Origin of the sequence: Anaeromonas frigoriresistens (assembly GCF_016820655.1) — a bacterium.
GTDB lineage: Bacteria > Bacillota > Clostridia > Tissierellales > SIT17 > Anaeromonas > Anaeromonas frigoriresistens.
Genome location: NZ_WSFT01000019.1, coordinates 84,544 through 109,257, shown reverse-complemented (window position 1 = coordinate 109,257; position 24,714 = coordinate 84,544). Strand labels below are relative to the sequence as shown.

31 protein-coding genes and 1 other annotated feature are annotated in these 24,714 nt (G+C 29.0%); of the genes, 26 read left to right on the top strand and 5 right to left on the bottom strand.

The features are described 5' to 3' along the window. Window positions 1–91: 91 nt before the first annotated feature. The 4 genes from GOQ27_RS04280 to GOQ27_RS04265 are packed head-to-tail and all read left to right on the top strand — an operon-like array spanning window position 92 to window position 3,497. Window positions 92–658 (top strand): RNA polymerase sigma factor, encoded by a 567-nt coding sequence (locus tag GOQ27_RS04280; RefSeq protein ID WP_203365588.1) that lies wholly within the window; start codon window positions 92–94, stop codon window positions 656–658. After that, complete coding sequence (locus tag GOQ27_RS04275) at window positions 633–1,460, top strand: hypothetical protein (protein WP_203365587.1); 828 nt, start codon at window positions 633–635, stop codon at window positions 1,458–1,460. Before GOQ27_RS04280 ends, GOQ27_RS04275 begins: the two co-directional genes overlap by 26 nt. Next, the gene (locus GOQ27_RS04270) at window positions 1,444–2,316 is read left to right on the top strand and encodes an ABC transporter ATP-binding protein (RefSeq protein ID WP_203365586.1); all 873 of its coding nucleotides are present in this window, start codon (window positions 1,444–1,446) and stop codon (window positions 2,314–2,316) included. The genes GOQ27_RS04275 and GOQ27_RS04270 overlap by 17 nt, the downstream gene beginning before the upstream one ends. Continuing rightward, on the top strand, window positions 2,313–3,497 hold the full coding sequence (locus GOQ27_RS04265) for an ABC transporter permease subunit (protein ID WP_203365585.1): 1,185 nt from the start codon (window positions 2,313–2,315) through the stop codon (window positions 3,495–3,497). Before GOQ27_RS04270 ends, GOQ27_RS04265 begins: the two co-directional genes overlap by 4 nt. A 40-nt stretch (window positions 3,498–3,537) precedes the next feature. Here the strand turns inward: GOQ27_RS04265 and GOQ27_RS04260 are convergent, their stop codons facing one another. Together GOQ27_RS04260 and GOQ27_RS04255 are read right to left on the bottom strand one after the other, a co-directional pair. After that, complete coding sequence (locus GOQ27_RS04260; RefSeq protein WP_203365584.1) at window positions 3,538–4,920, bottom strand: MATE family efflux transporter; 1,383 nt, start codon at window positions 4,918–4,920, stop codon at window positions 3,538–3,540. Window positions 4,921–4,930: 10 nt separating this feature from the next. Next, window positions 4,931–5,377: a MarR family winged helix-turn-helix transcriptional regulator gene (locus GOQ27_RS04255; protein WP_203365583.1), complete on the bottom strand. Its 447-nt coding sequence runs from the start codon at window positions 5,375–5,377 to the stop codon at window positions 4,931–4,933. Between the two features lie 149 nt (window positions 5,378–5,526). Here GOQ27_RS04255 and GOQ27_RS04250 point away from each other — a divergent pair, with 149 nt between their 5' ends. Both GOQ27_RS04250 and GOQ27_RS04245 read left to right on the top strand, forming a co-directional pair. Further along, window positions 5,527–6,027 (top strand): GAF domain-containing protein, encoded by a 501-nt coding sequence (locus tag GOQ27_RS04250; RefSeq protein WP_203365582.1) that lies wholly within the window; start codon window positions 5,527–5,529, stop codon window positions 6,025–6,027. A 21-nt stretch (window positions 6,028–6,048) separates the two neighbouring features. Continuing rightward, a complete protein-coding gene (locus tag GOQ27_RS04245) occupies window positions 6,049–6,348 on the top strand; it encodes a hypothetical protein (protein ID WP_203365581.1) in 300 nt (99 codons plus the stop codon). 27 nt (window positions 6,349–6,375) lie between these two features. Here the strand turns inward: GOQ27_RS04245 and tyrS are convergent, their stop codons facing one another. Both tyrS and GOQ27_RS04235 read right to left on the bottom strand, forming a co-directional pair. Further along, the gene (gene tyrS, locus GOQ27_RS04240) at window positions 6,376–7,599 is read right to left on the bottom strand and encodes a tyrosine--tRNA ligase (protein ID WP_203365580.1); all 1,224 of its coding nucleotides are present in this window, start codon (window positions 7,597–7,599) and stop codon (window positions 6,376–6,378) included. Between the two features lie 52 nt (window positions 7,600–7,651). After that, window positions 7,652–7,855, bottom strand: a binding site (T-box leader). Window positions 7,856–7,909: 54 nt separating this feature from the next. Then, a complete protein-coding gene (locus GOQ27_RS04235) occupies window positions 7,910–8,284 on the bottom strand; it encodes a class II SORL domain-containing protein (RefSeq protein WP_203365579.1) in 375 nt (124 codons plus the stop codon). A gap of 108 nt (window positions 8,285–8,392) precedes the next feature. On the opposite strand from GOQ27_RS04235, the gene GOQ27_RS04230 reads away from it, so the two are divergent. The 3 genes from GOQ27_RS04230 to GOQ27_RS04220 all read left to right on the top strand — a co-directional run bounded on the left by GOQ27_RS04230 (window position 8,393) and on the right by GOQ27_RS04220 (window position 11,603). Beyond that, on the top strand, window positions 8,393–8,644 hold the full coding sequence (locus GOQ27_RS04230; RefSeq protein ID WP_203365578.1) for a DUF2164 domain-containing protein: 252 nt from the start codon (window positions 8,393–8,395) through the stop codon (window positions 8,642–8,644). A 268-nt stretch (window positions 8,645–8,912) separates the two neighbouring features. After that, window positions 8,913–10,502 carry an SH3 domain-containing protein gene (locus tag GOQ27_RS04225; RefSeq protein ID WP_203365577.1) on the top strand — a complete coding sequence of 530 codons (1,590 nt, stop codon included), beginning with the start codon at window positions 8,913–8,915 and terminating at the stop codon, window positions 10,500–10,502. 69 nt (window positions 10,503–10,571) lie between these two features. After that, window positions 10,572–11,603 (top strand): hypothetical protein, encoded by a 1,032-nt coding sequence (locus GOQ27_RS04220; RefSeq protein WP_203365576.1) that lies wholly within the window; start codon window positions 10,572–10,574, stop codon window positions 11,601–11,603. Between the two features lie 82 nt (window positions 11,604–11,685). Here the strand turns inward: GOQ27_RS04220 and GOQ27_RS04215 are convergent, their stop codons facing one another. Next, on the bottom strand, window positions 11,686–12,060 hold the full coding sequence (locus GOQ27_RS04215; RefSeq protein ID WP_203365575.1) for a class II SORL domain-containing protein: 375 nt from the start codon (window positions 12,058–12,060) through the stop codon (window positions 11,686–11,688). A 201-nt stretch (window positions 12,061–12,261) separates the two neighbouring features. Between GOQ27_RS04215 and GOQ27_RS04210 the strand changes: the two genes are divergently transcribed. From GOQ27_RS04210 to lpdA, 17 genes are all read left to right on the top strand, one after another. After that, complete coding sequence (locus GOQ27_RS04210) at window positions 12,262–13,398, top strand: THUMP domain-containing class I SAM-dependent RNA methyltransferase (protein WP_203365574.1); 1,137 nt, start codon at window positions 12,262–12,264, stop codon at window positions 13,396–13,398. Window positions 13,399–13,515: 117 nt separating this feature from the next. After that, complete coding sequence (locus tag GOQ27_RS04205) at window positions 13,516–14,388, top strand: aminoglycoside 6-adenylyltransferase (RefSeq protein WP_203365573.1); 873 nt, start codon at window positions 13,516–13,518, stop codon at window positions 14,386–14,388. 157 nt (window positions 14,389–14,545) lie between these two features. Continuing rightward, on the top strand, window positions 14,546–15,463 hold the full coding sequence (locus GOQ27_RS04200) for an alpha/beta fold hydrolase (protein ID WP_203365572.1): 918 nt from the start codon (window positions 14,546–14,548) through the stop codon (window positions 15,461–15,463). 18 nt (window positions 15,464–15,481) lie between these two features. Continuing rightward, window positions 15,482–16,099, top strand: a complete 618-nt coding sequence (locus GOQ27_RS04195; RefSeq protein ID WP_203365571.1) for an NUDIX hydrolase — start codon at window positions 15,482–15,484, stop codon at window positions 16,097–16,099. 65 nt (window positions 16,100–16,164) lie between these two features. Beyond that, window positions 16,165–16,512, top strand: coding sequence for a DUF952 domain-containing protein (locus GOQ27_RS04190; RefSeq protein ID WP_203365570.1), 348 nt, complete (start codon window positions 16,165–16,167; stop codon window positions 16,510–16,512). An 80-nt stretch (window positions 16,513–16,592) separates the two neighbouring features. Next, complete coding sequence (locus GOQ27_RS04185) at window positions 16,593–17,213, top strand: class I SAM-dependent methyltransferase (RefSeq protein ID WP_203365569.1); 621 nt, start codon at window positions 16,593–16,595, stop codon at window positions 17,211–17,213. A 12-nt stretch (window positions 17,214–17,225) separates the two neighbouring features. Beyond that, window positions 17,226–17,741, top strand: a complete 516-nt coding sequence (locus GOQ27_RS04180; protein ID WP_203365568.1) for an NUDIX domain-containing protein — start codon at window positions 17,226–17,228, stop codon at window positions 17,739–17,741. 22 nt (window positions 17,742–17,763) lie between these two features. Further along, on the top strand, window positions 17,764–18,222 hold the full coding sequence (locus GOQ27_RS04175; RefSeq protein ID WP_252187738.1) for a GNAT family N-acetyltransferase: 459 nt from the start codon (window positions 17,764–17,766) through the stop codon (window positions 18,220–18,222). Between the two features lie 48 nt (window positions 18,223–18,270). Further along, entirely contained in the window at window positions 18,271–19,164 is an 894-nt protein-coding gene (locus tag GOQ27_RS04170; protein WP_203365566.1) for a class I SAM-dependent methyltransferase, read from the top strand. Between the two features lie 19 nt (window positions 19,165–19,183). After that, window positions 19,184–19,867, top strand: a complete 684-nt coding sequence (locus tag GOQ27_RS04165; RefSeq protein ID WP_203365565.1) for a hypothetical protein — start codon at window positions 19,184–19,186, stop codon at window positions 19,865–19,867. A gap of 14 nt (window positions 19,868–19,881) precedes the next feature. Continuing rightward, window positions 19,882–20,388, top strand: a complete 507-nt coding sequence (locus GOQ27_RS04160) for a 2'-5' RNA ligase family protein (RefSeq protein ID WP_203365564.1) — start codon at window positions 19,882–19,884, stop codon at window positions 20,386–20,388. 11 nt (window positions 20,389–20,399) lie between these two features. Then, window positions 20,400–20,948, top strand: a complete 549-nt coding sequence (locus GOQ27_RS04155; protein ID WP_203365563.1) for a GNAT family N-acetyltransferase — start codon at window positions 20,400–20,402, stop codon at window positions 20,946–20,948. Between the two features lie 148 nt (window positions 20,949–21,096). Beyond that, entirely contained in the window at window positions 21,097–21,309 is a 213-nt protein-coding gene (locus GOQ27_RS04150) for a helix-turn-helix transcriptional regulator (protein ID WP_203365562.1), read from the top strand. After that, the gene (locus tag GOQ27_RS04145; RefSeq protein WP_203365561.1) at window positions 21,299–21,721 is read left to right on the top strand and encodes a DUF2178 domain-containing protein; all 423 of its coding nucleotides are present in this window, start codon (window positions 21,299–21,301) and stop codon (window positions 21,719–21,721) included. The genes GOQ27_RS04150 and GOQ27_RS04145 overlap by 11 nt, the downstream gene beginning before the upstream one ends. A 348-nt stretch (window positions 21,722–22,069) precedes the next feature. Next, window positions 22,070–22,456, top strand: coding sequence for a MarR family winged helix-turn-helix transcriptional regulator (locus tag GOQ27_RS04140; RefSeq protein ID WP_425475005.1), 387 nt, complete (start codon window positions 22,070–22,072; stop codon window positions 22,454–22,456). Window positions 22,457–22,561: 105 nt separating this feature from the next. Beyond that, complete coding sequence (locus GOQ27_RS04135) at window positions 22,562–22,912, top strand: carboxymuconolactone decarboxylase family protein (RefSeq protein ID WP_203365560.1); 351 nt, start codon at window positions 22,562–22,564, stop codon at window positions 22,910–22,912. Between the two features lie 68 nt (window positions 22,913–22,980). Then, the gene (gene lpdA, locus GOQ27_RS04130) at window positions 22,981–24,711 is read left to right on the top strand and encodes a dihydrolipoyl dehydrogenase (RefSeq protein ID WP_203365559.1); all 1,731 of its coding nucleotides are present in this window, start codon (window positions 22,981–22,983) and stop codon (window positions 24,709–24,711) included. Window positions 24,712–24,714 lie beyond the last annotated feature (3 nt).

The following is a 24,714-nucleotide window of genomic DNA, read 5'->3' as shown; positions in this document are numbered from 1 at the left end:
ATTTTTATAAAAATTATATTTTATAAATCTTTCTTATTATTTATGTCGTTATTATATATAGAAGGTCTTAAAAGAGAAAAGGGGTGATAATATGCCTACTGATGAAGAGCTTATTGAGGAGATACACAGGGGTTCCCAGGCAGCGATGGAAGTATTAGTTAAGAAGTATTATAAGAATATATTTTCCTACATATATCGTAAGGTTGGGGATTATCACATATCTTATGATTTAACTCAAGAAGTATTTATCAAAATGATGAAATCAATAGATAGATATGAGAGTACAGGAAAGTTTAAAAATTGGTTACTAAAGATAGCTGTTAATCATTGTAATGATTACTATAAAAGTAAATCTTATAAGAATAAATCAAAAGAAACTCAATTAGAGGATAGAATAGGGGATAATCCCGATAAGGTATGGGATTTACTAAAGAAAAAAATAGAGAGAAACTTAGTAAAAAAAGCAATAATGTCATTGCCAGATTATCAAAGGGATGTTTTGATATTAAGGTATTATCATGATATGAAACTAAAAGATATTGCAGATATAACAAGTAGTAAAGAAGCCACAGTTAAATCAAGATTAAGGCAAGGTATAGGTAAGTTAAATAATCTTCTAGGAGGTGAGGATATTGAAGAAAGAAAAAATAGACTTTGATATATATGAAGATATAACTGAAAATGAATTAGATGAACTATGGTCAATGATGGATAGTTATACAGTGGAATATCCTGATGAAGAGGAAATAGATAATACTATTAACGAGTTAAGACAATACGTACCTGAAAAGGAGAAAGAAGAATATTTTATTGATCGATTTCATTATTTACTAAATAAATCTATGATTGAGATATCCTTTATTAGCAAGCCCTTTTGGATAATGAGTTTCATTCTTTTTATAATGGGATTAATAACTATGTACTTTAATAAATATATTAATCCTTATTTACTAGCTATGGTAATATCACCCCTACCTTTTACATTTGGGTTAATAGAAATATTTAAAAGTAGGGATAAAGGGATGATGGAAATAGAAATGTCCTGCAAGACATCCTATGGTGAAGTATTATTATCAAAACTAACTATTATAGGGTTCTATAATATTGTTTTAAATACAATTTTTTCCCTGATAATATCCTCAATTAGTAATGTTGATTTCTTAAGATTAACCTTGATATGGTTTGCTCCTTTTACATTCATATCTGGAATATCATTATGGTTATCAATGAAGATTAAAAGTAGCTATACGATGACTATTATAGTTTCTATTTGGATAGGTATGATTGGTACTTTACTTAATACTCCATATGAACTAATAGAAAGAATCTTATGGATGAATATAACTATATATATTGGTATATCTATTTTAGGAATTAGTATGAGTTTTATACAAATCAGATCTTTTATTAGAAAGAATATATCACATAAGGGGAGGGGATTATTTGAGGTTAATTATTGAAAATATCACTATGAAATACAAGGACAAGGTAGCAGTAGAAGATTTTAATACAGAATTAAATGAAGGGGTATATGGATTTCTTGGACCCAATGGAGCTGGGAAAACTACCTTGATGAGGGTATTAGCAGATTTATTAAGACCAACTAGAGGTAGAGTATTATTAGATGATAGAGATATATCCACTATGGGGGATAAATATAGGAATATACTAGGATATTTACCTCAAAGCTTTGGATTTTATAAAAGCTTTACTGCCCATAAATTCTTGATGTATATAGCAGCATTAAAGGGACTAGACAAATCAATATCCCCTGATAAGGTTGAAGAAGTTTTAGATATAGTAAATCTAAAAGAACATTCAAAAAGAAAAATAGGTAAGTTCTCTGGGGGAATGAAACAAAGACTAGGCATAGCTCAAGCTCTACTAAATGATCCTAAAATACTGATATTAGATGAACCTACAGCCGGACTAGATCCTAAAGAGAGAATACGCTTTAGAAATCTAATCTCTGAGATATCAAAGGACAGAATAGTGATATTATCCACTCATATAGTTTCCGATATAGAGTATATAGCGAAGGAAGTAATATTAATTAAGGATGGAAAGTTATTGGGAGTGGATTCCCCTGAAAATATATTGGAAAATATGAAGGGGAAAGTTTGGAAAGGCATAGCATCAGAAGAGGAATTTAATAGCATGAAAGATGATTATAAAATAAGTAATATAGTGAGAAAGGGTAAAGAAATAGAATTAAGAATTATATCTAAAGATAAACCCCCTATAGAATCAATAGAAGAAGAATCAAGACTAGAGGATATGTATCTTTACTACTTTGATCAGGAGGTTGAAGAATGATAAGATTAATGAAATTTGAATTATATAAGATATTTAGTAAGAAGGCTTTGATTATTGGATTGGTAGCAGTTATTTTATTGTATGGATTTCTAAGCCTTAAGCAATATAAAAGTTTTAATGATTATAGTTATAACAGGAATGAATTCAAAAAAATTGAAGGAGAATTAACTAAAGAAAAGATTAAATTAGCTGAAGAAGGTATGAAAGAAATTCAAAAAAGAGCTATTGAGCATACTGAATCCGATGGTTATACATGGTATGAATATAATCAAGAGGATCTAGATATGGAAGGTATTTATGAACAGGTAGCACGTACAGAGGGATTTCAGCAAAGAAAAGAAAGTAGAATAAAAGAATTAAAAGAAAGTATAGGAAAACTAGAAGGCAAAAGTAATAATAAATATGAATATAGAAAAGCAAAACTTGAATATAATATGTTACAGAAATTGCCTAAACCTGGTATATATTCAAATGGCTTATGGGATAATTTATTAGGATACATAGAAGGAATCGGGTTTATATTCTCGGCTATTCTAGTACTTCTAGGGTTATCAAATGTATTTACAGAAGAATATAGCACCAAAGTGGATAGATTGATTCTTAGTAGTAAAAATGGTAAAAATGCAATCATAACTTCAAAAATCTTTGCTTCAATTATCTACACACTTATTATATCAGCAACAATAGCGATTATTCATCTACTAGTTAATTTTGCCTTGTATGGTACTGAGGGATTACATCTTAATATACAGAATTATTGGTCATATATAGATTCACCATATAATATAAGTATAATTGAATTTTATGGAACTCAGATATTAGTTAACTTTATAGCAGTACTATCCTTTGGATTACTAATATTAGCTATATCCTCTATAAGTAAATCAGTAATAATTCCATTCTTTATGGGAGTAATGCTATATTTACTTCCAGTATTTATTGACTTTGAAACACCAGATGAAATGGTATATTGGTATACTCCTATAATGAAAATATTTAAAAGCTTTTATTACTCCGGTATAGCTCAAGTGAGAAATTTATTCGATCAATTTAAAACCCTCAACATATTCGGTTACCCAATCCTCTATCCCTATGCAGCAGTAGCTATTATGATTATATTAGGAATACTTTCCATAGTATTTATTTACTTTAGTTTTAGAAGACATCAAGTAAAAAGTTAAACAAAATCCGCAATCATCTAGATGATTGCGGATTTTCATATTATTCCTGTTCAATAATTGGTTTGAAATTATTTATTTCATTATGATCATTATTTAACTTTCTAATCTCTAGCATTATCCATACTCCTGTCACTAATGAAGATAAGGAGTCAGCAACTGGAGCTGCCATCCAAACCCCTTTAAGTCCCAAGAATCTAGGGATAATTAAAATTGCAGGGATTAAAAATAGTACTTGTCTAGATAAACTTAGAAACATTGCATGCTTAGGTTTTCCTACTGCTTGGAAATAGTTAGATGAAACTATTTGGAATCCAATGATAGGTAACATAAATAGGAATATAGTAATTCCTTCTGTTGCCATATTTACAAGGTTCATATCTCCCTTACCAAATAAGCTTATCAATTGTTTGGGGAATAATCTTGTTGCTACATATCCTGTAACAGTAATGGATGTTGCTGCAAGAATGGCTAGTTTAAGAGCAGATTTTACTCTGTCATATTGCTTAGCACCATAATTATAACCGATTATAGGCTGAGCCCCTTGGTTAATACCGAAAATAGGCATTAGAATGAACATTGTAATACTATTTATTATACCGAAGGCTGCAATAGCGGTATCTCCTCCATAGGTTTGAAGATTATTATTTAATAGGGCAGTGATACCGCTGGAGGCTACTTGCATTAAAAAGGGTGCAGAACCTATAGCTAAAATCTTGCCTACCACTGGTAATTCTAATTTAAAGTTAGATATATGAATATCTAAGGTACTTCTACCACCAAAGAAATAAGATAATACCCATATGGCTGCCACAGCCTGAGAAAGAATTGTAGCTATAGCTGCACCTCTAACTCCCATGTCAAATACAAAAATAAATATTGGATCCAGTATGATATTTAAAACAGCTCCTATAAGCATAGTAAACATTGCTATTTTAGGGTTTCCTTCTGCTCTAATAAAGTTATTCATACCGAAACCTATTGTTTGGAAAACAGAACCGGCTAATATTATTTGAAGATATGCTTTTGAATAAGGCAATACCGTTTCACTAGCACCAAATAATTTTAATAGAGGGTTAAGGAATATCAATCCTAATGCTGAAACTATTAAAGCTATAATTATAAGTAGAAATGTACCATTTCCTAATATTTTTTCAGCTTCATCTTTTTTATCTTCTCCAAGTTTTATAGATATCAGAGAAGTTGCACCAATACCAATAAGCATACCAAAGGCCATTATGATAATCATTATAGGAAAGCCTATAGTAATACCTGCAATACCCAACTCTCCAACTTTTCTACCTATATATATCCTATCAATTGTATTATATAATGCATTTACCAACATACCTACTATAGCAGGTATTGAGAATTTTAAGAGTAGTTTACCTACTGGAGCACTACCTAGCATTTTTTGTCTATCCATATTTTTTACCTCATACTTTCTTCATTATTTCAACTACATTATTAATATTTTCTGAAAATGACTTTATTTCAAATTCATCTAGTTTATCAAATAATTCTTTAATTACTTCTTTAAATTTTTCTTTTTCTTGTTCCATATATTTTTTACCTTCAGAAGATAAGGACAGTAAATATCTTCTTCTATCATTATTATCTATATCTCTTACCACTAGATTTTTCTTAACTAAAGAATCTATCAGAGTAGTTAAACTTCCTTTACGCATATCAAGATATTTTCCTAAAGTAGAAGGGGAAATACCATCATGATTACCAATAATCATAATAGCTCTATTTTGATTTTTATTACATCGATATTCACCATCTATATTTTTTCTAAAAACCTTGCTTATTTTACTATGGAATAAAGAAGTAAATTCTATTAGATTTTCATTAATATCATTTAAATATTCATCTTTCAAATAATCACCTCAATCTATTTAGAGTTCCGCATAGTTAGAATTCTTACTATTAGAATTCTAACTATATTTATAGTGAAAGTCAAGTATTAATTGAACAAATACAGTAAAAAGTTATATAATATTAATAATTAATTTAAGGAGGTTTTATTATGCAGCAAATAAAGAAAATAGATACTAAGGATAAAAAGAAATTTTATGGTTATTTAAATCTAAAATTAACAGGATTAATATGTGAAGAAGAAGATTGGTTGGCAAACTTGTCTAATGCCTCTGCATTACTATGGTTATTATTAGAGGATATAAACTGGGCTGGATTTTATTTATATAAAAAAGGTGAACTCATATTAGGACCTTTTCAAGGAAAACCTGCTTGTACTCATATTAAAATAGGTAATGGGGTATGTGGTACTGCTGCTGATAAAAAGGAGACAAAAATTATTGGAAATGTTCATGACTTTGAAGGTCATATTGCTTGTGATGTAGCATCTCAATCAGAGATAGTAGTGCCCATTATTAAAGATGATAAACTTATTGGAGTATTAGATATAGATAGTCCTATATTGAACAGATTTAATGAAGAGGATGGAAGGTATTTAGAAAAGTTTGTAGAAACTTTAAATAAGTATGTAAATTGGAGTGATATTAACTAAGTATAATATAGGAGGATATTCATGAAGAAAATAGAAATAAAGAAATTTGGCATAGGTAGTTTATTTAAAGTGGCCTTATATTTTTCGATAATACCAGTTGTTATTATGTTTCTAGTAGGCCTGGTTTTTTTATTGATAGGTATAGCGGGTAAAGTTCCTGAAATGGGTATATTTGGTGTTGTTTATATGGTATTACCTATATTTATGGTTATTTTCTATGGGGTAATGGCTGTAGTTGCTGGACTAATATATAGTGGATTGGCTTCAAAATTTGGTGGTTTAGAAATATACGTGACTGAGGATGAAGAATCAACATATTAAAAGACAGCCTAGGCTGTCTTTTAATATTTATATTTTAACTTGATGATATTTTTTCTTACCTTTTCTGATCATTAACTTTCCATCTTCAAAATCTTCAATAGTGATTTCTTTTCTGAAATCTGTTATTTGCTTATCATTAACAGATACTCCTCCTTGTTTTACGAGGCGTCTAGCCTCACCATTAGATGAAGTAAGACCTAAATCTGTCATAAGGCCTAAAAGACCTATACCTGCTTCGAATATACTTTTATCCATATCTGTAGACGGAACATTAGACATATCAACCCCGCCAGAGAATAAAGCTTTTGCAGCTTTTTCAGCTTTTTTAGCTTCTTCCTCCCCATGAACAATCTTAGTAAATTCAAATGCTAATATTTCCTTTGCCTTATTTATTTCTGATCCCTCTAGAGAACCTAATCTCCTAACTTCATCCATAGGTAAGAATGTTAATAGGGCCAAAGTATTTTCTACATCAGCATCGTCTATATTTCTTAGGTATTGGTATAGTTCAAATGGGGAAGTTTTATCTGGATCAATCCAAACTGCTCCAGATTCTGTTTTACCCATTTTCTTACCTTCACTAGTAGTTAATAGTTTAAAAGTAAGACCATATACTTGCTTTTTCTCCTCTCTTCTTACTAAATCTACTCCTCCTAAGATATTAGACCATTGATCGTTTCCGCCCATCTCCAACTTACAATTATATTTTCTATTAAGCTCTAAAAAGTCATAGGATTGCATAAGCATGTAGTTAAATTCAAGGAAGGATAACCCTTTTTCAAGTCTAGATTTAAAACATTCTGCTGTAAGCATTCTATTTACTGAGAAATGTTTACCTATATCTCTAATAAAGTCGATATATTGTAACCCTTTAAGCCAATCCTTATTGTTAGCTGCATATCCTTTTTCACCATCTAAATCTAAGTATTTAGATATTTGATGTTTAAGAGATGTTGCATTGTGATCTATATCTGCCTCTGTAAGCATTTTTCTCATTTCAGTCTTTCCAGAAGGATCGCCCACCATAGCAGTTCCTCCACCAACTAATGCAATTGGTTTATGTCCTGCCTTTTGCATATGCATCATAACCATTACCTGAATAAAGTGGCCAACGTGTAGACTGTCAGCAGTAGGGTCAAAGCCTACATAAAATGTTACAGATTCCTTTCCTAAAAGCTCTCTGATTTCATCTTCATGGGTAGCCTGCTCAATAAAGCCTCTTTCCATAAGGATGTCATATACATTACTCATTTTTCATACCTCCTTTTAATTATTTTAACAATAAAAAAGGGTCTTCCCAGTCCTAAAGGACGAGAAAACCCGTGGTACCACCTTAATTTACATTTATTAAATGCCTCATTAAGTCATGTATCGTATGACTAAGCGCAACAGTTTCCTATTGAAACTCTAGAGTCGTAATTCACTAATATCTTGGGCAGATTTTTCACCAACCAATCTGTCTCTAATTTCCCATAATAAAAGTTACTGTCTCCTTCAATGTTCATAGTTTTATATTGAGTTTTAATATATGATATTATAAATACATTAAAAATGTCAAGGATTATTCTACTATTATTTCTATACTATTCTCCCATAAACCATGAATATTACAATAAGCTTGAACATATATAACACCTGGTTTATCTAATATTACACTGGTAACACCTACTGGTTCAGTATATACATCAGATTCTCCATGAGCAGTAAATTCAAAACTTGATAATTGAATAGGGAATTTTCCATCCTCTGCGAAATAAAAAACCTTCATCCATTTAATGTGATGTTCTAAACTATTAGGATGTTTTACTTCATCTCCTATTGATACTCTTATCTCTGTATCCTTACCCTTTTTAACTTTTCTAGGAAGATGAATTACTGGTACGTGTTTTTCACCTTTCCAATCTCCAGTTTGAATTAATTGACCTAAATTTTGCATAAAAACCCTCCTTAGATGATTCTAATTCACTTTTTTATAGTATAACCATGTAGTGAAAATTTAGTATGATATAATCAAATTATTAATATCGCTAAAGGAGAGTATAAAATGGATAGTAAGATAAAAATTGATAAAGTTAAAAGAGAAGAAATGATAAACGTAGTTAAGGATTATTTTGCGAAAGAAAGGGATGAAGACTTGGGAGATTTAGCAGCTTCATTGATACTAGATTTTTTTATAGAAGAGTTAGCTCCTGATATATACAATCAAGGAGTGAATGATGCCCATACATATATAAAGGACAAAGTAGAAGATTTATTTGCATTACAAATAATAAAGAGAAAAATAAAATATAATTAATTATATTTTATTTAAATTATTTAGCAATATTTTCTATTCGCGCCTAATTTTAAAAGAAATAGAATTATATAAAAATAAGTCTAAAAACTATTTTAGACTTATTTTTAACTGGTATAGTAGACAATTTTTTCTAATTAATGTATAATATAACTACATAAAAGTAAATAAATTTAAGGGGTGAAATAAATGACTAGTCCGCCATATAATTACAAGATAAATATTAGGTAAATTGAATGTATATGCATTTTAAATTAAAGGAGGAACAATTGTGAAAAAACAGATTACATTAATATTGATTATTATGTTAATTCTTACTTTTAGTTCTCAGTCGTTTGCATTTAATAATACATCATCAAATCCTACCATAGAAGATGTTCTTATAATTAAGGCGGGGACAGGTATTGACAGTATAGGATATACCCCAATAATGCCAGAAGTAGAGAGGCAATTTCCTGAATCGTTTTTTGTATCTAATAATGGTAAGACCTTTTTTATCCTTGACACAGTTAATAAGAGAATTTTAGAATATGAAAAACAAGAATTGGTAAAAAAGATTGAGATACCCTTTATAGAATATGCAAAGGATTTAATCGTTTTAAAAGATAAGATTTATGTGTTGGAAGGTAATGAAGATAATACTATATACAGAATAGATATGAATGGAAATATTGATGAAATTATAAAGAAACCAGAACAATTAAAACAATATCAAATTAATCAGCTAAATATTGATAAAAACAATAATCTAATTTTAGTTTATGATGGGAATAAACTTTATGATATAATAAATTCAAAAATTATTAGTAACTCTGATGTTAGTGTTAAATCTATTTCCCCTAAAAAAGGGAAAATTAAAACTAAAGAAGGAATAGAAATTGATGTAGCTTTTGAAGAACTATACGGATCAATAAATATTCATAATATAACAAAAGAAGGATATATTTATACATCAGTGGAAGATGTGGCTGATACTTCAAAGATTTTAGTAGAACATACTATTAGAAAATATAATAAAACAGGTAAGTTGGAAGGAATTGCTGCAATTCCTATGGAAAGGTATATATCATTTCCAAATAAATATATGAATGTAACAAACAATGGAGATATATATATTATGATCATAGAAGAAAATCAAGTTATTATTTCAAAAGTAAACTTAGATAAGAATTTTAAATCCACATTGAAGCAAAAAAAATCTGAATACTCTATTGAAGATGAAGAAAAGAACACTAATGATGATGATATTATTATTACACCTATGTATGATCCATCTATTCCATCAAGAAGTACAGTTAATTCTAGAGCTAACTCAATGACAGGTTATAAGTGGACATATAATAGTTCAAATGGTCAACATTCTAGTTACTCATATGTAACAAAGCCTGATTATTTAGTAAATACATCTTATGGTAGTAGTTTAACAGGTATTCCTTATTGTTGGGGAGGATTTGATGGTCATGATAGATCATCAACAGGTTCTTGGTCAAATTTTGGTTCTGCAATGTCAATGGGAAAAGAAGCAGGTAATGTTTATACTTCAGGAAGCTACAAGTCAAGTACTGCTGGTCTTGATTGTTCAGGATTCGTATCCGCAGCATTACAATTTGGGTCAAAGTATGGTACTTATGGATTAAATGATATGTCAGATCCTATTTCTTCTAGCCAATTAAAATATATGGACATACTAATTAAGCCAGGATCACATGTTCTTTTCTTTTATTCTTGGAATTCTGATAAAACAGTAGTAAACTCTAAAGAAGCAACCACTAGTGGTTATGATAAAACTAAAAGCTATACAAGAACTTGGTCATGGTTAAGCTCAAATGGATACTCTGCTAAAACTTTTGGATTAAGATAATTATAGAATCTGAACTTACTAATTATAATTAGTAAGTTCAGATTAATTTATTTAAAAAGGGGCATGTAAATGAAAAAAAGATATATTTATATTATACTTATTTTAGTGTCAATAATTATTTTAACCATATTTAAAAATGATATATTTAATCTTATTCATGCTGAAGAAGATCAAATAGAAGAATTAGTAATAGAAGACGAGATTTTTGGTATAGTTAAAATGAAAGATAGTTCTGATATTACTAATGTAAATAAATTGATTAAGAAACTTACAAAAGATAATAGTCAAGATAACACTGATTTTGGAGGTTCCATTAATGGATATTTGAAAACAACGGATGGAAGTAAAAAAGATGTTGTTTTTTCTCCTAATTACTTAATAATAGATGATACTACTTATATCGGAGAATCTACAAATAATATTTTTAATATAATATCTAGTAAATTATATGATTCTCGTAATTTAAAAAATATAACTGATAAAATATATGAAATATCTATTAATGCAGAAGATCTCTCAAAAAACAAATTAATCAGACAAAGAACTCAAATTGAGGACTTTATATCAAATATTTCTAAAAGTAATTATGTTAATGAAGATATTGAATTTCTTAGAGAGAACAATATTGAATTTCCTAATTATTCCATATTAATTAAAATGAAAGATAATCTAAAACTAAATCTACAATTTTTTAATAAAAATTACTTTAAAATTTATAATGATAACGACCGAAGCATTACTTTTAAAATTTCCGAAGATGTTTGGAATGCTCTTGAAAAAATATTTCCAAATGGTATTTATGATGAAAATGATATTCAATATTTATTTAGAGCTGATAATGTATATCTAATGAAAGAAAAAGAAGAAATGATTGAATTAACCCCAATTAAAAACCAAATAGTTAGAATGTTCTTAAGCAATGAACCTTATAATGGCAACCAAAATGTTGCTTATATGGAATATCCAATCCGAATAATTTTTAGATATCAAGATGGAGATAAAATTGTAACAATAAATGAGAATTCTATTGAATATGTTGGAGAAGTATATGAAATTAATGATGTAGGAAAAAAATTTATTGAAGTATATAATATTAACTGATTATGAAGATGCATGTGCTAAAAAACTTCTTTCTACGTAGAAAAAAGTTTTTTAGCACATAATGTTTATAAAACTGATTCTATTATTCTACAGTTATATCTTTGCTATTTTCCCATAATCCATGGATGTTGCAATAGCTCATTACATGGATAGTTCCTGGTTTATTAGTTTTAAAATATGTTTTAACCATCGGCTCATCAAATATATCAGACTCACCATGGGCATCAAAAGTAGCTGTATATATTTCTATAGGGAATTTTCCATCTTCAGGCTTAAAGAATATCTTAAACCACTTAATATGATGTTCTAAAGTATTTGGATGCGCTATTTCATCCCCAATAGATACTTTAAGTTCTATTAATTCCCCTGCTTTAATTGTATCCTCAATATGTATTACTGGAACGTGCTTTTCACCTTTCCAATCTCCGCTTTGTAATAAATTTCCTAAACTCTTCATTATAAAAACTCCTCCCTTAATTTAAAAATTCATTTCACTAATCTATATACCCCCTAAATCTTTTTTAACACAAAAAATATTAGCCTAGACTAAGTTTTTTAAAAAATTGGTTTAAACAAAGTAATTATAGGAATCATTATAATAGATAATAAAATATATTTCTGATAAAATGAAGTTACACTAAAGAATAGGAGAGATATAATGTCTAAAATTAAATTAATAGCTACTGCAACTTTTGGTCTTGAAGCAGTAGTGAAAAGAGAAGTAGAGGCTTTAGGATTTACTGATATAGAAGTGGAGAATGGAAAGGTTGTTTTTTCAGCAGAAGTAGAGGATATACCAAAGGCCAACTTATGGTTACGAACAGCAGATAGAGTACTATTATTAGTTGGTGAATTCAAGGCTCTATCCTTTGAAGAACTCTTTGAAAAAACTAAAGCTCTTCCTTGGGGAGAGTGGATACCTGAAGATGGAGAATTTACAGTTACAGGCAAGTCAATAAAATCCAAACTATACAGTGTTCCAGATTGTCAATCAATAGTAAAAAAAGCAGTAGTAGATAAGATGAAGGCTAAATATAATACAGAATGGTTTAAGGAGACAGGAGCTAAATATACAATTCAAGTAGCTTTATTAAAGGATATAGCTACATTAACTATAGACACCAGTGGTACAGGACTACATAAAAGAGGTTATAGAGAAGAAGCAGTGGAAGCTCCTTTAAAAGAAACATTAGCCGCAGCATTAGTACAGTTAAGTTTTTGGAAGCACGATAGAGTATTGTTAGATCCTTTCTGTGGTTCAGGTACAATAGCTATAGAAGCAGCTATGATAGGAAAGAATATCGCTCCGGGACTAAATAGAAAATTTGCATCTGAAGAGTGGGATAGAATACCTAAGGAAGCATGGAAACAAGCTAAGGTAGAGGCATTTAAAGCAATAGAACATGATAGAGAATTAAAAATATATGCTTCAGATAGAGATAAAAAAGCGGTAGATATAGCAAAGGATAATGCCTTTAAAGCTGGGGTGGATGATTGTATAGATTTTAAGGTAAGAAAATTCTCGACAATTAATATTAAAAATAATTTTGGAGTAATAATTACTAATCCTCCCTACGGAGAGAGGATAGGAGAAAAAAGAGAAGTAGAAGAGCTATATAAACAAATGGGAAGAGAGTTTAAAGATTTAAGAACATGGTCAAAATACATCATAACATCTGATGAGAACTTCGAAAAACTCTATGGTAAGAAAGCATCAAAGAAAAGAAAACTATATAACGGTAGAATAAAAGTAGACTATTATCAATACTTTGGAGTAAAACCAAAAAAGGCTTAAGAAAATATTTTCTTAAGCCTTTTTTCAAATTTTAAAAGGAATATAGGGTAAATATATAGAATATTCTAATAAATATATAAATTAAATAATATAAATTAAATAGAAAAGGATGAGTAAATGCGTACCGAAAAAGAAATGATGGATTTAATTATTAATTTTGCTAAGCAAGATGAGAGAATTAGAGGAGTATTAATGAATGGTTCTAGGGTGAACCCAAATATAGAGAAAGATATATTTCAAGATTTTGACATTGTATATTTGGTTAATGATGTAGAACCTTTTAAAGATGAAGACTATGTGGTACCTTACCTTGGTGAAATAATGATTATGCAAAAACCAGAGGATATGATATTACCACCTCCTATAGGGGATGGCCACTATACATATTTAATGCAGTTTACCGATGGCAATAGAATAGACATATCTTTTATTAATATAAACCAAATTGAAGAACAAATAGAAGATAGCTTAACAAAGGTTTTATTAGATAAAGATGATATTATTCCTTATCTATCTGAACCAAGTGAAGAAAGTTATCGTATACAGAAACCAAATCCAAAGTTATATGATGACTGTTGTAATGAGTTTATATGGGGAATGGGTTCTCATATACCTAAAACAATATGGAGAAAAGAGTTACCTCTATTAAAAGAATTAATAGAAATCGTTCTAAGGAAACCATTAATTAAAATGCTAGAATGGTCCATTGGAATAAAGATTGACTATGCATTTTCAATTGGCAAAGGTGGAAAAAATTTAGAAAAGTTATTAGAACCGGAAGTATGGCATAAATATAAAAAGACATACGCTGATTATCAATATAAGAACATATGGGAATCTTTATTTATATTTCATGATTTATTTAAAGAAACAGCTGAGCATGTAGGGGAGAACTGTGGATTTGAATTCCCAGAAGATGAATTAGAACGGGCATTTAGTTTCCTAAAGCATGTAAAAGAACTACCAGAGAATGCAGAATCAATATTTTAAATTAAGGAGTAAAATATTATTAAGTATTAAAGGACTTAAAGATATATCTTTAAGTCTTTCTTTTGCAGGGATTGAAAATGAAAATGAAAAATAATACAGTAGATAAGTAATAATTTAAGTTAAAAATAAATTAACAAGTTAAGGGTGGATGTAAGGGATGAATAAGAGATTAGTAGACATAGGATTAAAAAAATTAGAAATATGTAAACAAGGAGAAGGACAACCGGTAGTTGTAATTGAATTAGGTATGGGAAGTTCCATGGATGAATGGAGTCATATTGTAGATGAAATTTCCCAGGATACTACAGTACTAATATATCATAGAGCAGGATATGGTATAAGTACTATTGATTCTAATGATGATAGAAGAACAGAAAATATTGTAGAAGACTTGAACACTCTACTAGACAAAGAAGATATTTCAGAAAAGATCATTATAGTAGGTCACTCCTTTGGAGGTTTCTGTGGGCAACATTATTTAACTAAATATCCAGATAGGATTAAAGGATTGATTTTAATAGATTCAACACCTTTAGAAAATTATAAAATTGAAAAGTTAAAGAAACAATTAAAAGTTATTAATACAAAATATAACATTAATAATATGATAGAAAAATGGAATGAACTATCAATGAAAACAGATGAGAAATTAAAAGATGAAGTAAGTCACCAAATTTTTAATAATAAACTAGACAACCTATCAGAAAAAGAGCAGAGTAAATTAGAATTTTTATCTAAACCTACCTTATATAAAGTTATGAGAAATGAATTTAATAATTTATTTGAAAGTAGAAAGAAATCATTAGAGATAGAAAACCAACTTAATATTCCTTTAAAGGTTCTAGTAAGGGATGGGAATTTAGAAATAGATAATTTAGTTAATAATGGTATACCTGTAGAAGAAGCTACAAGGTTAGAAGATTTAGTTCAAGAATTACTTAAAGAACAAGTTAACATTTCTATGAGGGGCGAGATAATTGAAGCTAAGGGTTGTAGGCATAACATATATATTGATAATCCAAAACTTGTTGTGAATACTATAAGAAGTGTAATAAATGAAGTAGCTGAAAGATAGTATGAAAGGGGATTTTTGATGGAGAAACAATGGTTGAAATGGGCAAAAGAACTACAAGCTATATCACAAGCTGGAATAGAATATTCTAAAGATAAATATGACATAGAAAGATTTCAGCAAATTCGGGATTTAAGTGTAGAGATTATAAGCGAATATACTGAAATGGAACATCATAAAGTGAAGGACTTATTTGCCAATGAGTCAGGGTACCAAACGCCTAAAGTAGATGTAAGAGGGGCAATATTTAAAGGGGAAGAAATCCTATTGGTTAAGGAAAAATTAGATAATAAATGGTCTATGCCTGGAGGATGGGCAGATGTAGGCCTTTCCATTAAAGAAAATGTGGTAAAGGAGGCAATGGAAGAGGCAGGAGCAGAAATAAACCCAAGAAGAATTATAGCTATTCTAGATCGTCAAAAGCATATAAAAGATGATTTTCCATACTCTATATACAAAGTTTTTGTAGAGTGTGATTATATAAAAGGGAGTCATATAGGAAATATTGAGACAAGTGAGGCAAGATTTTTTAGAACAGATAATCTTCCAGAACTCTCTATAGGAAGAAATACTAAAAAACAAATTGATTTATGTTTTAAGTCTAGAGCAAAGGATGTATTTGAAACCCTTTTTGATTAGAATAGTTTTACTTAATCTATATTAGACATATTTAAAAGAGGAAGTTTTAGAAGGAGTGAGGAATTATGATTCTACATATTGTAAAAGAAGAAGAGTGGGAAAAGGCTAAAGTAGAAGGAATATATAAATCCCAGACATTAGAATCGGAAGGGTTTATCCACTGCTCTCCTATTGAAAAAGTGATAGATGTGGCTAATTATAATTTTAAGGGAGTTAAAGGATTAGTATTATTATGTATAGATGAAGAGAAAGTTAAGTCAGAAATAAAATGGGAGGATTTATATAGTGAAGGTAGAGAATATCCTCATATATATGATGAATTAAACATTGATGCGGTAAACAAGGAGTATGACTTTCCTGCAAAGAAGGAAGGATATTTTGAATTACCTAAGGAGCTAAAATATAATAAATAGTTATAGTCTTTTATAGAGTAAGCTCTTAAAGAATAAATTTATTGACAAGTGATTATAAGAAAAAAAGGAGAGAATTAATCATGTTAGATAATAAAGGTTTTGATAACTGGGCAGGAGAATATGATGAATCAATTGATAGATTAAGTACAGGATATCCCTTTGAAGGATATTATAAAGTTTTAGAATATGTTCGTAATTTAGTTGAATTATCAGAGGATGTTAAAATTTTAGATTTAGGTATAGGAACCGGTTTGTTAACTTACGAGGTGTATAAGAATGGTGGACGAGTATACGGCGTGGATTTTTCTTCGGAAATGATAAAAAAGGCAAAAGAAAAAATGCCAAAAGGAAATTTTTATGAACATAATTTTAAACAAGGAATTCCTAAAGAAATTAAAGGATTACAATTTGACTATATAGTTTCTTCCTACGCTATCCATCATTTGGATGATAGTGAAAAGGTTAGTTTCATTTTAGAGTTAAAAAAAGTATTAAAACAAAATGGAAAGATAATTATTGCCGATATATCTTGGAAAAACAAAGAACTGATGGAAGAATGCAAGAAAATATCAAAAAAATACTGGGATGAAGAGGAAATATATTTCATAGGGGATGAGATGGTTAATAAATTAAGGGATATAGGAGTAGATTCATATTATGAACAATTATCTTCTTGTGCTGGTGCACTTGTAATAGAGTAGAGAGGAGAGTATATGAAAGAGATTGAATTTTTAGATTTAGTGGATGAAGATGATAATGTAATAGACAAGGATGAAAGGGAAAATATCATCTCTTCGAATCAAAAAAACTACAGAGTTATTAATATTTTTATATTCAACTCTGAAGGAAAAATGATTATTCCGAGGAGAAGTTCAAATAGAAGAATTTTTCCTGATTGTTATGATTTTTCAGTTGGGGGACATGTAAGTTCAAGGGAAAGTTATGAAGAGGCTGCATATAAGGAACTAAGAGAAGAATTAGGAATTGAGAATGTGATACTAAAAGAAATTGGTTATTTTCATCCTAAAGATTTAAATACTAGCTCTTTTTCAAAACTATATAGACTAGTATATGATGGAGAATTAAATATTGATAGAGATGGTATTTCAGAAATTCATTATTTCAGCATAGATGAAATAATCGAATTGTTAAAAGAAAATCCTAAAAAATTTAAAGGAGATTTTAAACCTTTATTTGAATACTATTTATCAAATCTAAGAATAAATTAATCTAAAATTAATGGAGGAATATATGAATATTCAATATATAACTGGAAAAGAAGAATTGATAGATAATGTAAAAGAACTATGGAATAAGTTGAATGAATATCATACTAACAATTCTAAGTACTTTTCTGAAGACTTTAGAAAGTATAAGTTTGAAGATAGATCTAAAGGGTTACAGGAAAAAGCAAAAGAGGGTAGTATAAAAATTGACTTGGTAAAGAATAAAGATATAGATAAATTAGTAGGATATTGTATAAGTACTATTGATATGAAGAATATAGGGGAAATAGATTCTCTATATATAGAAAAGGAATATAGAGGAGTAGATATAGGGGATAAACTTATGAAAAATTCCATAGAATGGTTAGAATCTAAAGAAGTTAATTCAATAAGGATAGGGGTAAGTGTTGGAAATGATAAGGTGTTAAAATTTTATGAGAGATATGGATTTTATCCTAGAGTTACTATACTACAAAAGAAATAGAGAGTAGTAGAAGAACTGATTACAGAAATATAAATTGGGGGAGATACCATGGGAAATACAAACTGGTCTGAAAAAGTACAGAGTATTTATAGCTTAAATACTAGTAGAGACTTAAGATTTACAGATAAGAAAATGAAAGAAATAATCGAGGTTACTAGGATTGGAGAATCAAAAAATATATTAGAAGTTGGATGTGGACCAGGAACATTTACTAGAAAGCTTAAAAAAGAACTTTCTGAAGAGATAAAGATAACTGGTCTTGATATGGATGGAAAGTTTATTGAATACTGTCGAGAGATAGGAGAGAAAGAAGGGTTAGAAAATATTAATTATATAGAAGGAGATGCACTATCATTACCCTTTGAAAACAATACATTTGATGCCTGTATATCTCATACGGTAATAGAACATGTACCAAATAGAGAATTCCTGAAGGAACAATATAGAGTATGTAAAGAAGGAGGATATGTGTCTGTTTTAAATGTTCGTCCTGAATCATCATTAATGAGTGTAGATAATATCAAGCCAACAGAAAGAGAAAAGGAACTGATGAGGAAGATAGGTACCTACACAAAGGAAGTGAAGAATGAATTACAAGTGGGAGAGTTTTTTGATAATCCTCAAAATATATTAAAATTATTTGAGGAAGTAGGATTCAAAGAAATTCAATTGGATGCTTTAACATATGTAAGCTGTACTGACGATGATAGAAATTCTTATGAAAGAAAAAGAGTAATGATTGATTATGAATATAATATAATATTAGAATTCATTAGGATGAACTTATCTATGAAGAAAGATATATTAACTAATGATGAAGAGGAAGAGTTAATTGGATTAATTAATGATAGATATAAGGAAAGATTAAAGCTTTTAGATAATGGAGAAAGACTGTGGGATTTTAGCATATCTCCAATGATAGTTATTAGTGGTAGGAAGTAGTTAAATCTGAGGTGATAGAGTGGTAGATATTGATAATAGTGAAGTAATGAGAGCTTTAAAAGAGCATAGTGAATACTGTAAAGATAAAAAGGTAATTCAGAGCAATAATTTCTTTGTAGCTATATATAAAGAAGGGATTATTGCTACTGGCGAATTATATATACTTAATAAAGAAAAAGCTAAAGTAGATATTTATTTAAATCATGATGATATAAATAAAGAAAAACTTATTGAAAGATTTATTAATGAAATATTATACTGGAACCCTTTCCTTAAATATATTGATTATGGAAAGGGCGAATTTCATAATCAATGTCCAGCTAATTTAATGAAGATATCTATTGAAGATATACAACCATCACAGTTATATATTAGTGAGGAGAAGTTATCTAATGTATCTAACTGGTTAGATTCAAAAGAAAAGGTAATCATACCTATAGTTAAAATTAATGATACTTATGTATCTACAGATGGGCACACTAGATTAGTACAGGCCTATATTAATGGGTATAAAAATGTGTTTGTATATAATGATACAGATGTTAATCCAGAGACTTCAAAGGTATTTGTAAACTGGTGTAGGGATGAAGGAATAAGTGGTATAAAAGAATTAGCTGATAGGCTATTATGTCAAAAAGAGTACGAAGTAAAGTGGATAGGTAGATGTCAAGGTTATTTTAAAAGTTTAAAGGAAGAAGTATAAGTAAGGGGTGGGATATGAAAAAAAGATCAATAATAATATTCGTGGATTTTCCCAATGTGGAAATAATCCAAGAGATAAGAAAAAAGTATGACCCTTTATATGAATGTATAAGACCTCATATAACCTTATTGTTTCCCTTTGAAAGTGATATTACTTCTGGTGAATTAAAGAATCATATGGAGAATGTATTAGATGACATAGAACCATTTAATATTACTTTAAGGGATATAACTGGAGCAGGAGATAATTATCTATTTTTAAATCTAAAAAAAGGTAATGATGAAATAATCGAACTACATGACAGACTATATTCGGGTATATTAGAGAAGTATCTTTATAAAAGGTTAACCTATATACCTCATATTACAGTAGGACATTTAGATGCTGAGGATAACTACATTAAAGCTTTAGAGGAAGTAGTTAATGTTAAAGATGAATTTAAAATGATTGTTAAAGAAATTGCTGTAGAGGTAATAGATGAAAATGAGAATTCAAATATAGAGTTTATAGTTGGTTTATAAAGGGGGATGTAATGTTAGAAGGGCTTCAAAGTAAATTACCAATATTAATAGGAGATAAATACTTAGTAAGATACATTGATGATGGAGACATAGAAGATATTTTTGATATATATAGTAACGAAAAGATATCAAAACATATTGTAAGAAAAGTTCATACTACTTTAAATGACAGTAAACAGTTAATCCAATTATTAAAAGATAGGATGGTGGAGGGAGATAATGTTTACTTAGGTATTTGTGAGAGTAAAACTAATAAACTTATAGGTATTATTAGATTTTTAATTAAAGAAGATCCTCAAGTAATTACATTAGGATATGGTCTAAATGAAAAATATTGGGGACAAGGAATAGTACCTAAGGTAATCGATGAATTAATTTGTTATATAAAGTCAGATAATAAATACTTAAAGCTAAGGGCGACTATTAAACCTGATAATATTAATTCTCTAAGATGTTTAGAAAAATTAAGGTTTAAAAAAAGTGGAGAGTTTATGAAAGTCGGAATTGTAGATAACGAGGAAGTAAAAACTAAGAGATTTCTTTATTATAAAAAATTATAAAAAATTTAAACTTTCGTATATGGTATTGAAGCTATGAAAATAGCTTCTTATTTTTTTTATTAATGGAAAGTGTACTTTACACAAATATTTGCATATGATATTATTAAGGTGGAAAGTTAACTTAACATTATGGTGTGGAGGAATTAATTTGAAAAATAGATTAGAACAAATAAGAAAAGATAATGAAATTACACAATCGCAATTAGCAGATAAGCTAGAGGTATCTAGGCAGACAATTGGATCATTGGAAAATGGAAGATATAATCCCTCTATAGTACTTGCATTTAAGATTGCTAAATTTTTTAATTTAAGTATTGAAGATATTTTTATTTATGAGGAGGAAGTAAATAATGAAAATTAAAAAAATGAAAATGTATGGTTTGTTACTAGTTTTAGGAGTGATTTTAGTAGTCATTGGAGGCTTTGTAGTTAAAAATCCAGAATTAAAAGCTCTTTCTGGAGTTCTAATAGGAGTAGGGGCTGGCTTATTTGGAATGAGTGGCGGAGAACTAATAAAAAATAAGTTGATACAGAAGGATCCATTATACAACAAAAAGTTAGAAATAGAACAAAAAGACGAAAGAAATATATATATTAGAAATACAGCTAAAGGTAAAGCTTTTGATATTATGAGCATAGTATATAGTATTCTAATGTTAATATTTATACTATTGGAAGCAGAATTAATTTTCATATTATTAATAGTAAGTGCATATATTGTAGGGTATGGAATATACTTCAGATATCTATATAAGTACTCTAATGAAATGTAATAAAACCTCTATTTTGAATAGGGATTTTATTTTTAAGTAAAATATAAATAGAAAAATAAAGATTATGAAGATATATACATAGATAAAAGTTAATCTTACCACTAAATAATTATATTATTATTTGTTATTTAATTAAAAAGATAAGTTAATTATAATATTGGGAAAAATCAAAACAAGCTAAAGATAGATAAAAAGAAAAAAATATTTCCTAATAATTATACTTGTTATAATAAAAGAAGATTGATAAACTAAAGTATATTATAGCAGAAGATGATTTAATAAGAGGTGATAGTTTTGTTTAATCTAGATATTTGAGTATCCTATGTAGCAAATAACTCTACTAAGTTTATTACTGATGTTTTTGATAATATTCTTAGTAAAGAAGGAGTTACACGAGTGCAATGGATTGCACTATATTATTTAGGTAATGATGAAGAATTTAGTCAAAGAGATTTAGCAGATGTGATGAATATAAAGGAATCAACTATTGCAAGGTTAATAGATCGTATGGAAAGAGAAGAACTAGTGATAAGAAAGAGAAATGAGAAGGATAGAAGAATTATGAACTTAGTCCTTACTGAAAAAGGAAAGGCAAAAAGAAAAGAATTACTTCCTAAAGGTGAGGAATTTAACGATATAGTATCCAAGGGTATTCCAGAGAAAGATATGAAAATATTTATGTCGGTTTTGGATAAAATGGTTAGTAATGTGAAAGAACACAGACCTCAAGAATAGGGTAAGTGTTCTTTTTTATAAACAATATTGATTGACTTTCAACAATATACTTGCTATACTAATTATTAGTATAGCAAGTATATTTTATTTAGGGAGGAGATTTAAATGGCAGATGTAAGAAAAATGTTAAATGATTTTACAGGGGGATTAGAGGAATTAGCTCAAACAAATGAAGCGCATGTAAATGCTTTTATGGGATTATTAGGAGCAGCATATGAGCCAGGAGCTCTAGATTTAAAAACTAAAGAGTTAATGAGTATTGCTATTGGATGTTATAATAGATGCGAATATTGCATTGTCTTCCATACATATAAAGCTCTTGAGGCAGGAGCAACCAGAGAAGAAATTTTAGAGTCTGCAATGGTGGCTGTAGCTTTTGGAGGAGGACCATCCATAGCATATAGTGTTACATTATTAAAAGAATCTTTAAATGAGTTCGAGAAGGATTTTCAATAATATAAATTAAGGAGAGAAGACAGTAGAGATACTGTCTTTCTCTAATATATTAGGAATGGAGGAAAGGTATGTTACTGGATATTAAACTTGAAAAACTATCAGGCCATGCTAACAGTGGGAAAGTTGGTAAGGTACATGTGAACATTAATGATAATATAGAATTTGGTGATGAAATATTAGAAGTTGAGTCAAACAAAGGTAATTCAACCATTGTTTCCAATGCGAGTGGAATAGTTAAGTCTATTGAAGTAGAAACTGGAGACACTGTAAAAAAAGGAGAGGTATTAGTAAGGATCGAAGGAGAAGTAAAAAAGGAAGATAATACTAAATCAAAACCAAAAACCAATAAGAGTACTAACACTTTTAATTATATGGGGAATTTAATGAAACCTAAAAAAGAAGAAGTAGATAGAGATATAACAATTATTGGAGCTGGTCCAGGAGGATATGTTGCTGCTATTCAGGCTGCAAAAATGGGAGCCAAGGTTGCAATTATTGAAAAAGAAAGAGTGGGTGGAACTTGTTTAAATTGGGGATGTATTCCTACTAAAGCCTTTGTTACTTCTGCCAAGACTTATAAAGATATTAGGAAAGCTGAAAACTTTGGATTATATGCAGAAAATGTATCGGCTAATATGAAAAAAATAGTTGAAAGAAAAAATGGGATAGTAAAGGAATTAACTAATGGAATTGAGTACTTAATGGAGAATAATAATATTTCTTTATATAAGGGGAAAGGTGAAATAGTAGATAATAATACTATTTTCGTCAAAGAAGGAAATAAAGAAGTGACTATTAATACAGAAAATATCATATTAGCAACTGGGTCAAAGGTTTCTAGAATTCCAATACCAGGTATTGACTCATCAAATATTTTAACAAGTAAAGAGATTCTTGATTTAGAAGAAATACCAAAGAAACTTATTATAGTAGGTGGCGGAGTTATTGGTATGGAATTTGCTTTTTTATTCAATAACTTTGGAGTAGATGTAACAGTTGTAGAATATGCAAATAGTATATTAGACTCCCTAGATAAGGATATTAAAGAGGAAATTTCTGATATAGCAAAGGAGGAAGGTATAAAAATATATTCTTCTTCTAGAGTAGAAGAAATAATGGATACTGAGGATAATCAGAGTATTGTAGTATTTAAGAAAGAAGAAAAAAAGCATTATATAACAGGAGATACTATTTTGTTATCAGTAGGTAGACATCCTAATATTGGAGGAGTAGATTTAGAAAAATATGGAATTCAGAGAAATGATAATAAAAGAGGTATAAAAGTAAATGAAAAAATGCAAACTTCTATACCAAATATATATGCTATAGGTGATGTTACAGATAAAATTCAATTAGCCCATGTAGCCTCTCATCAAGGTATAGTAGCGGTAGAAAATATATTAGGTAAAGATATAAAAATGGACTATAATACTATCCCTAGTGCAATATTTACTGATCCAGAGATAGCTGTAGTAGGTTTAAGTGAAAAGGAAGCTCAAAATAAAGGAATAGAAGTGATTATTGGAAAATTCCCCTTTGGTGCTAATGGAAAAGCTTTAACATTAGGAGAAGCTAAAGGTTTTGTAAAAATAATTAAGGAAAAGGAATCTGATAAAATAATAGGCGGAGCAATAATTGGTCCTCATGCTACTGACTTAATTCATGAAATAGCTGTAGCTATTAAAAATAATTTGAGGGATATAGACTTAATCAATACAATACATGCTCATCCAACTACAGCTGAATCTATTCACGAAGCTATATTAGCATCAACAAAAAATGGTTCAATTCATAACTAGAAG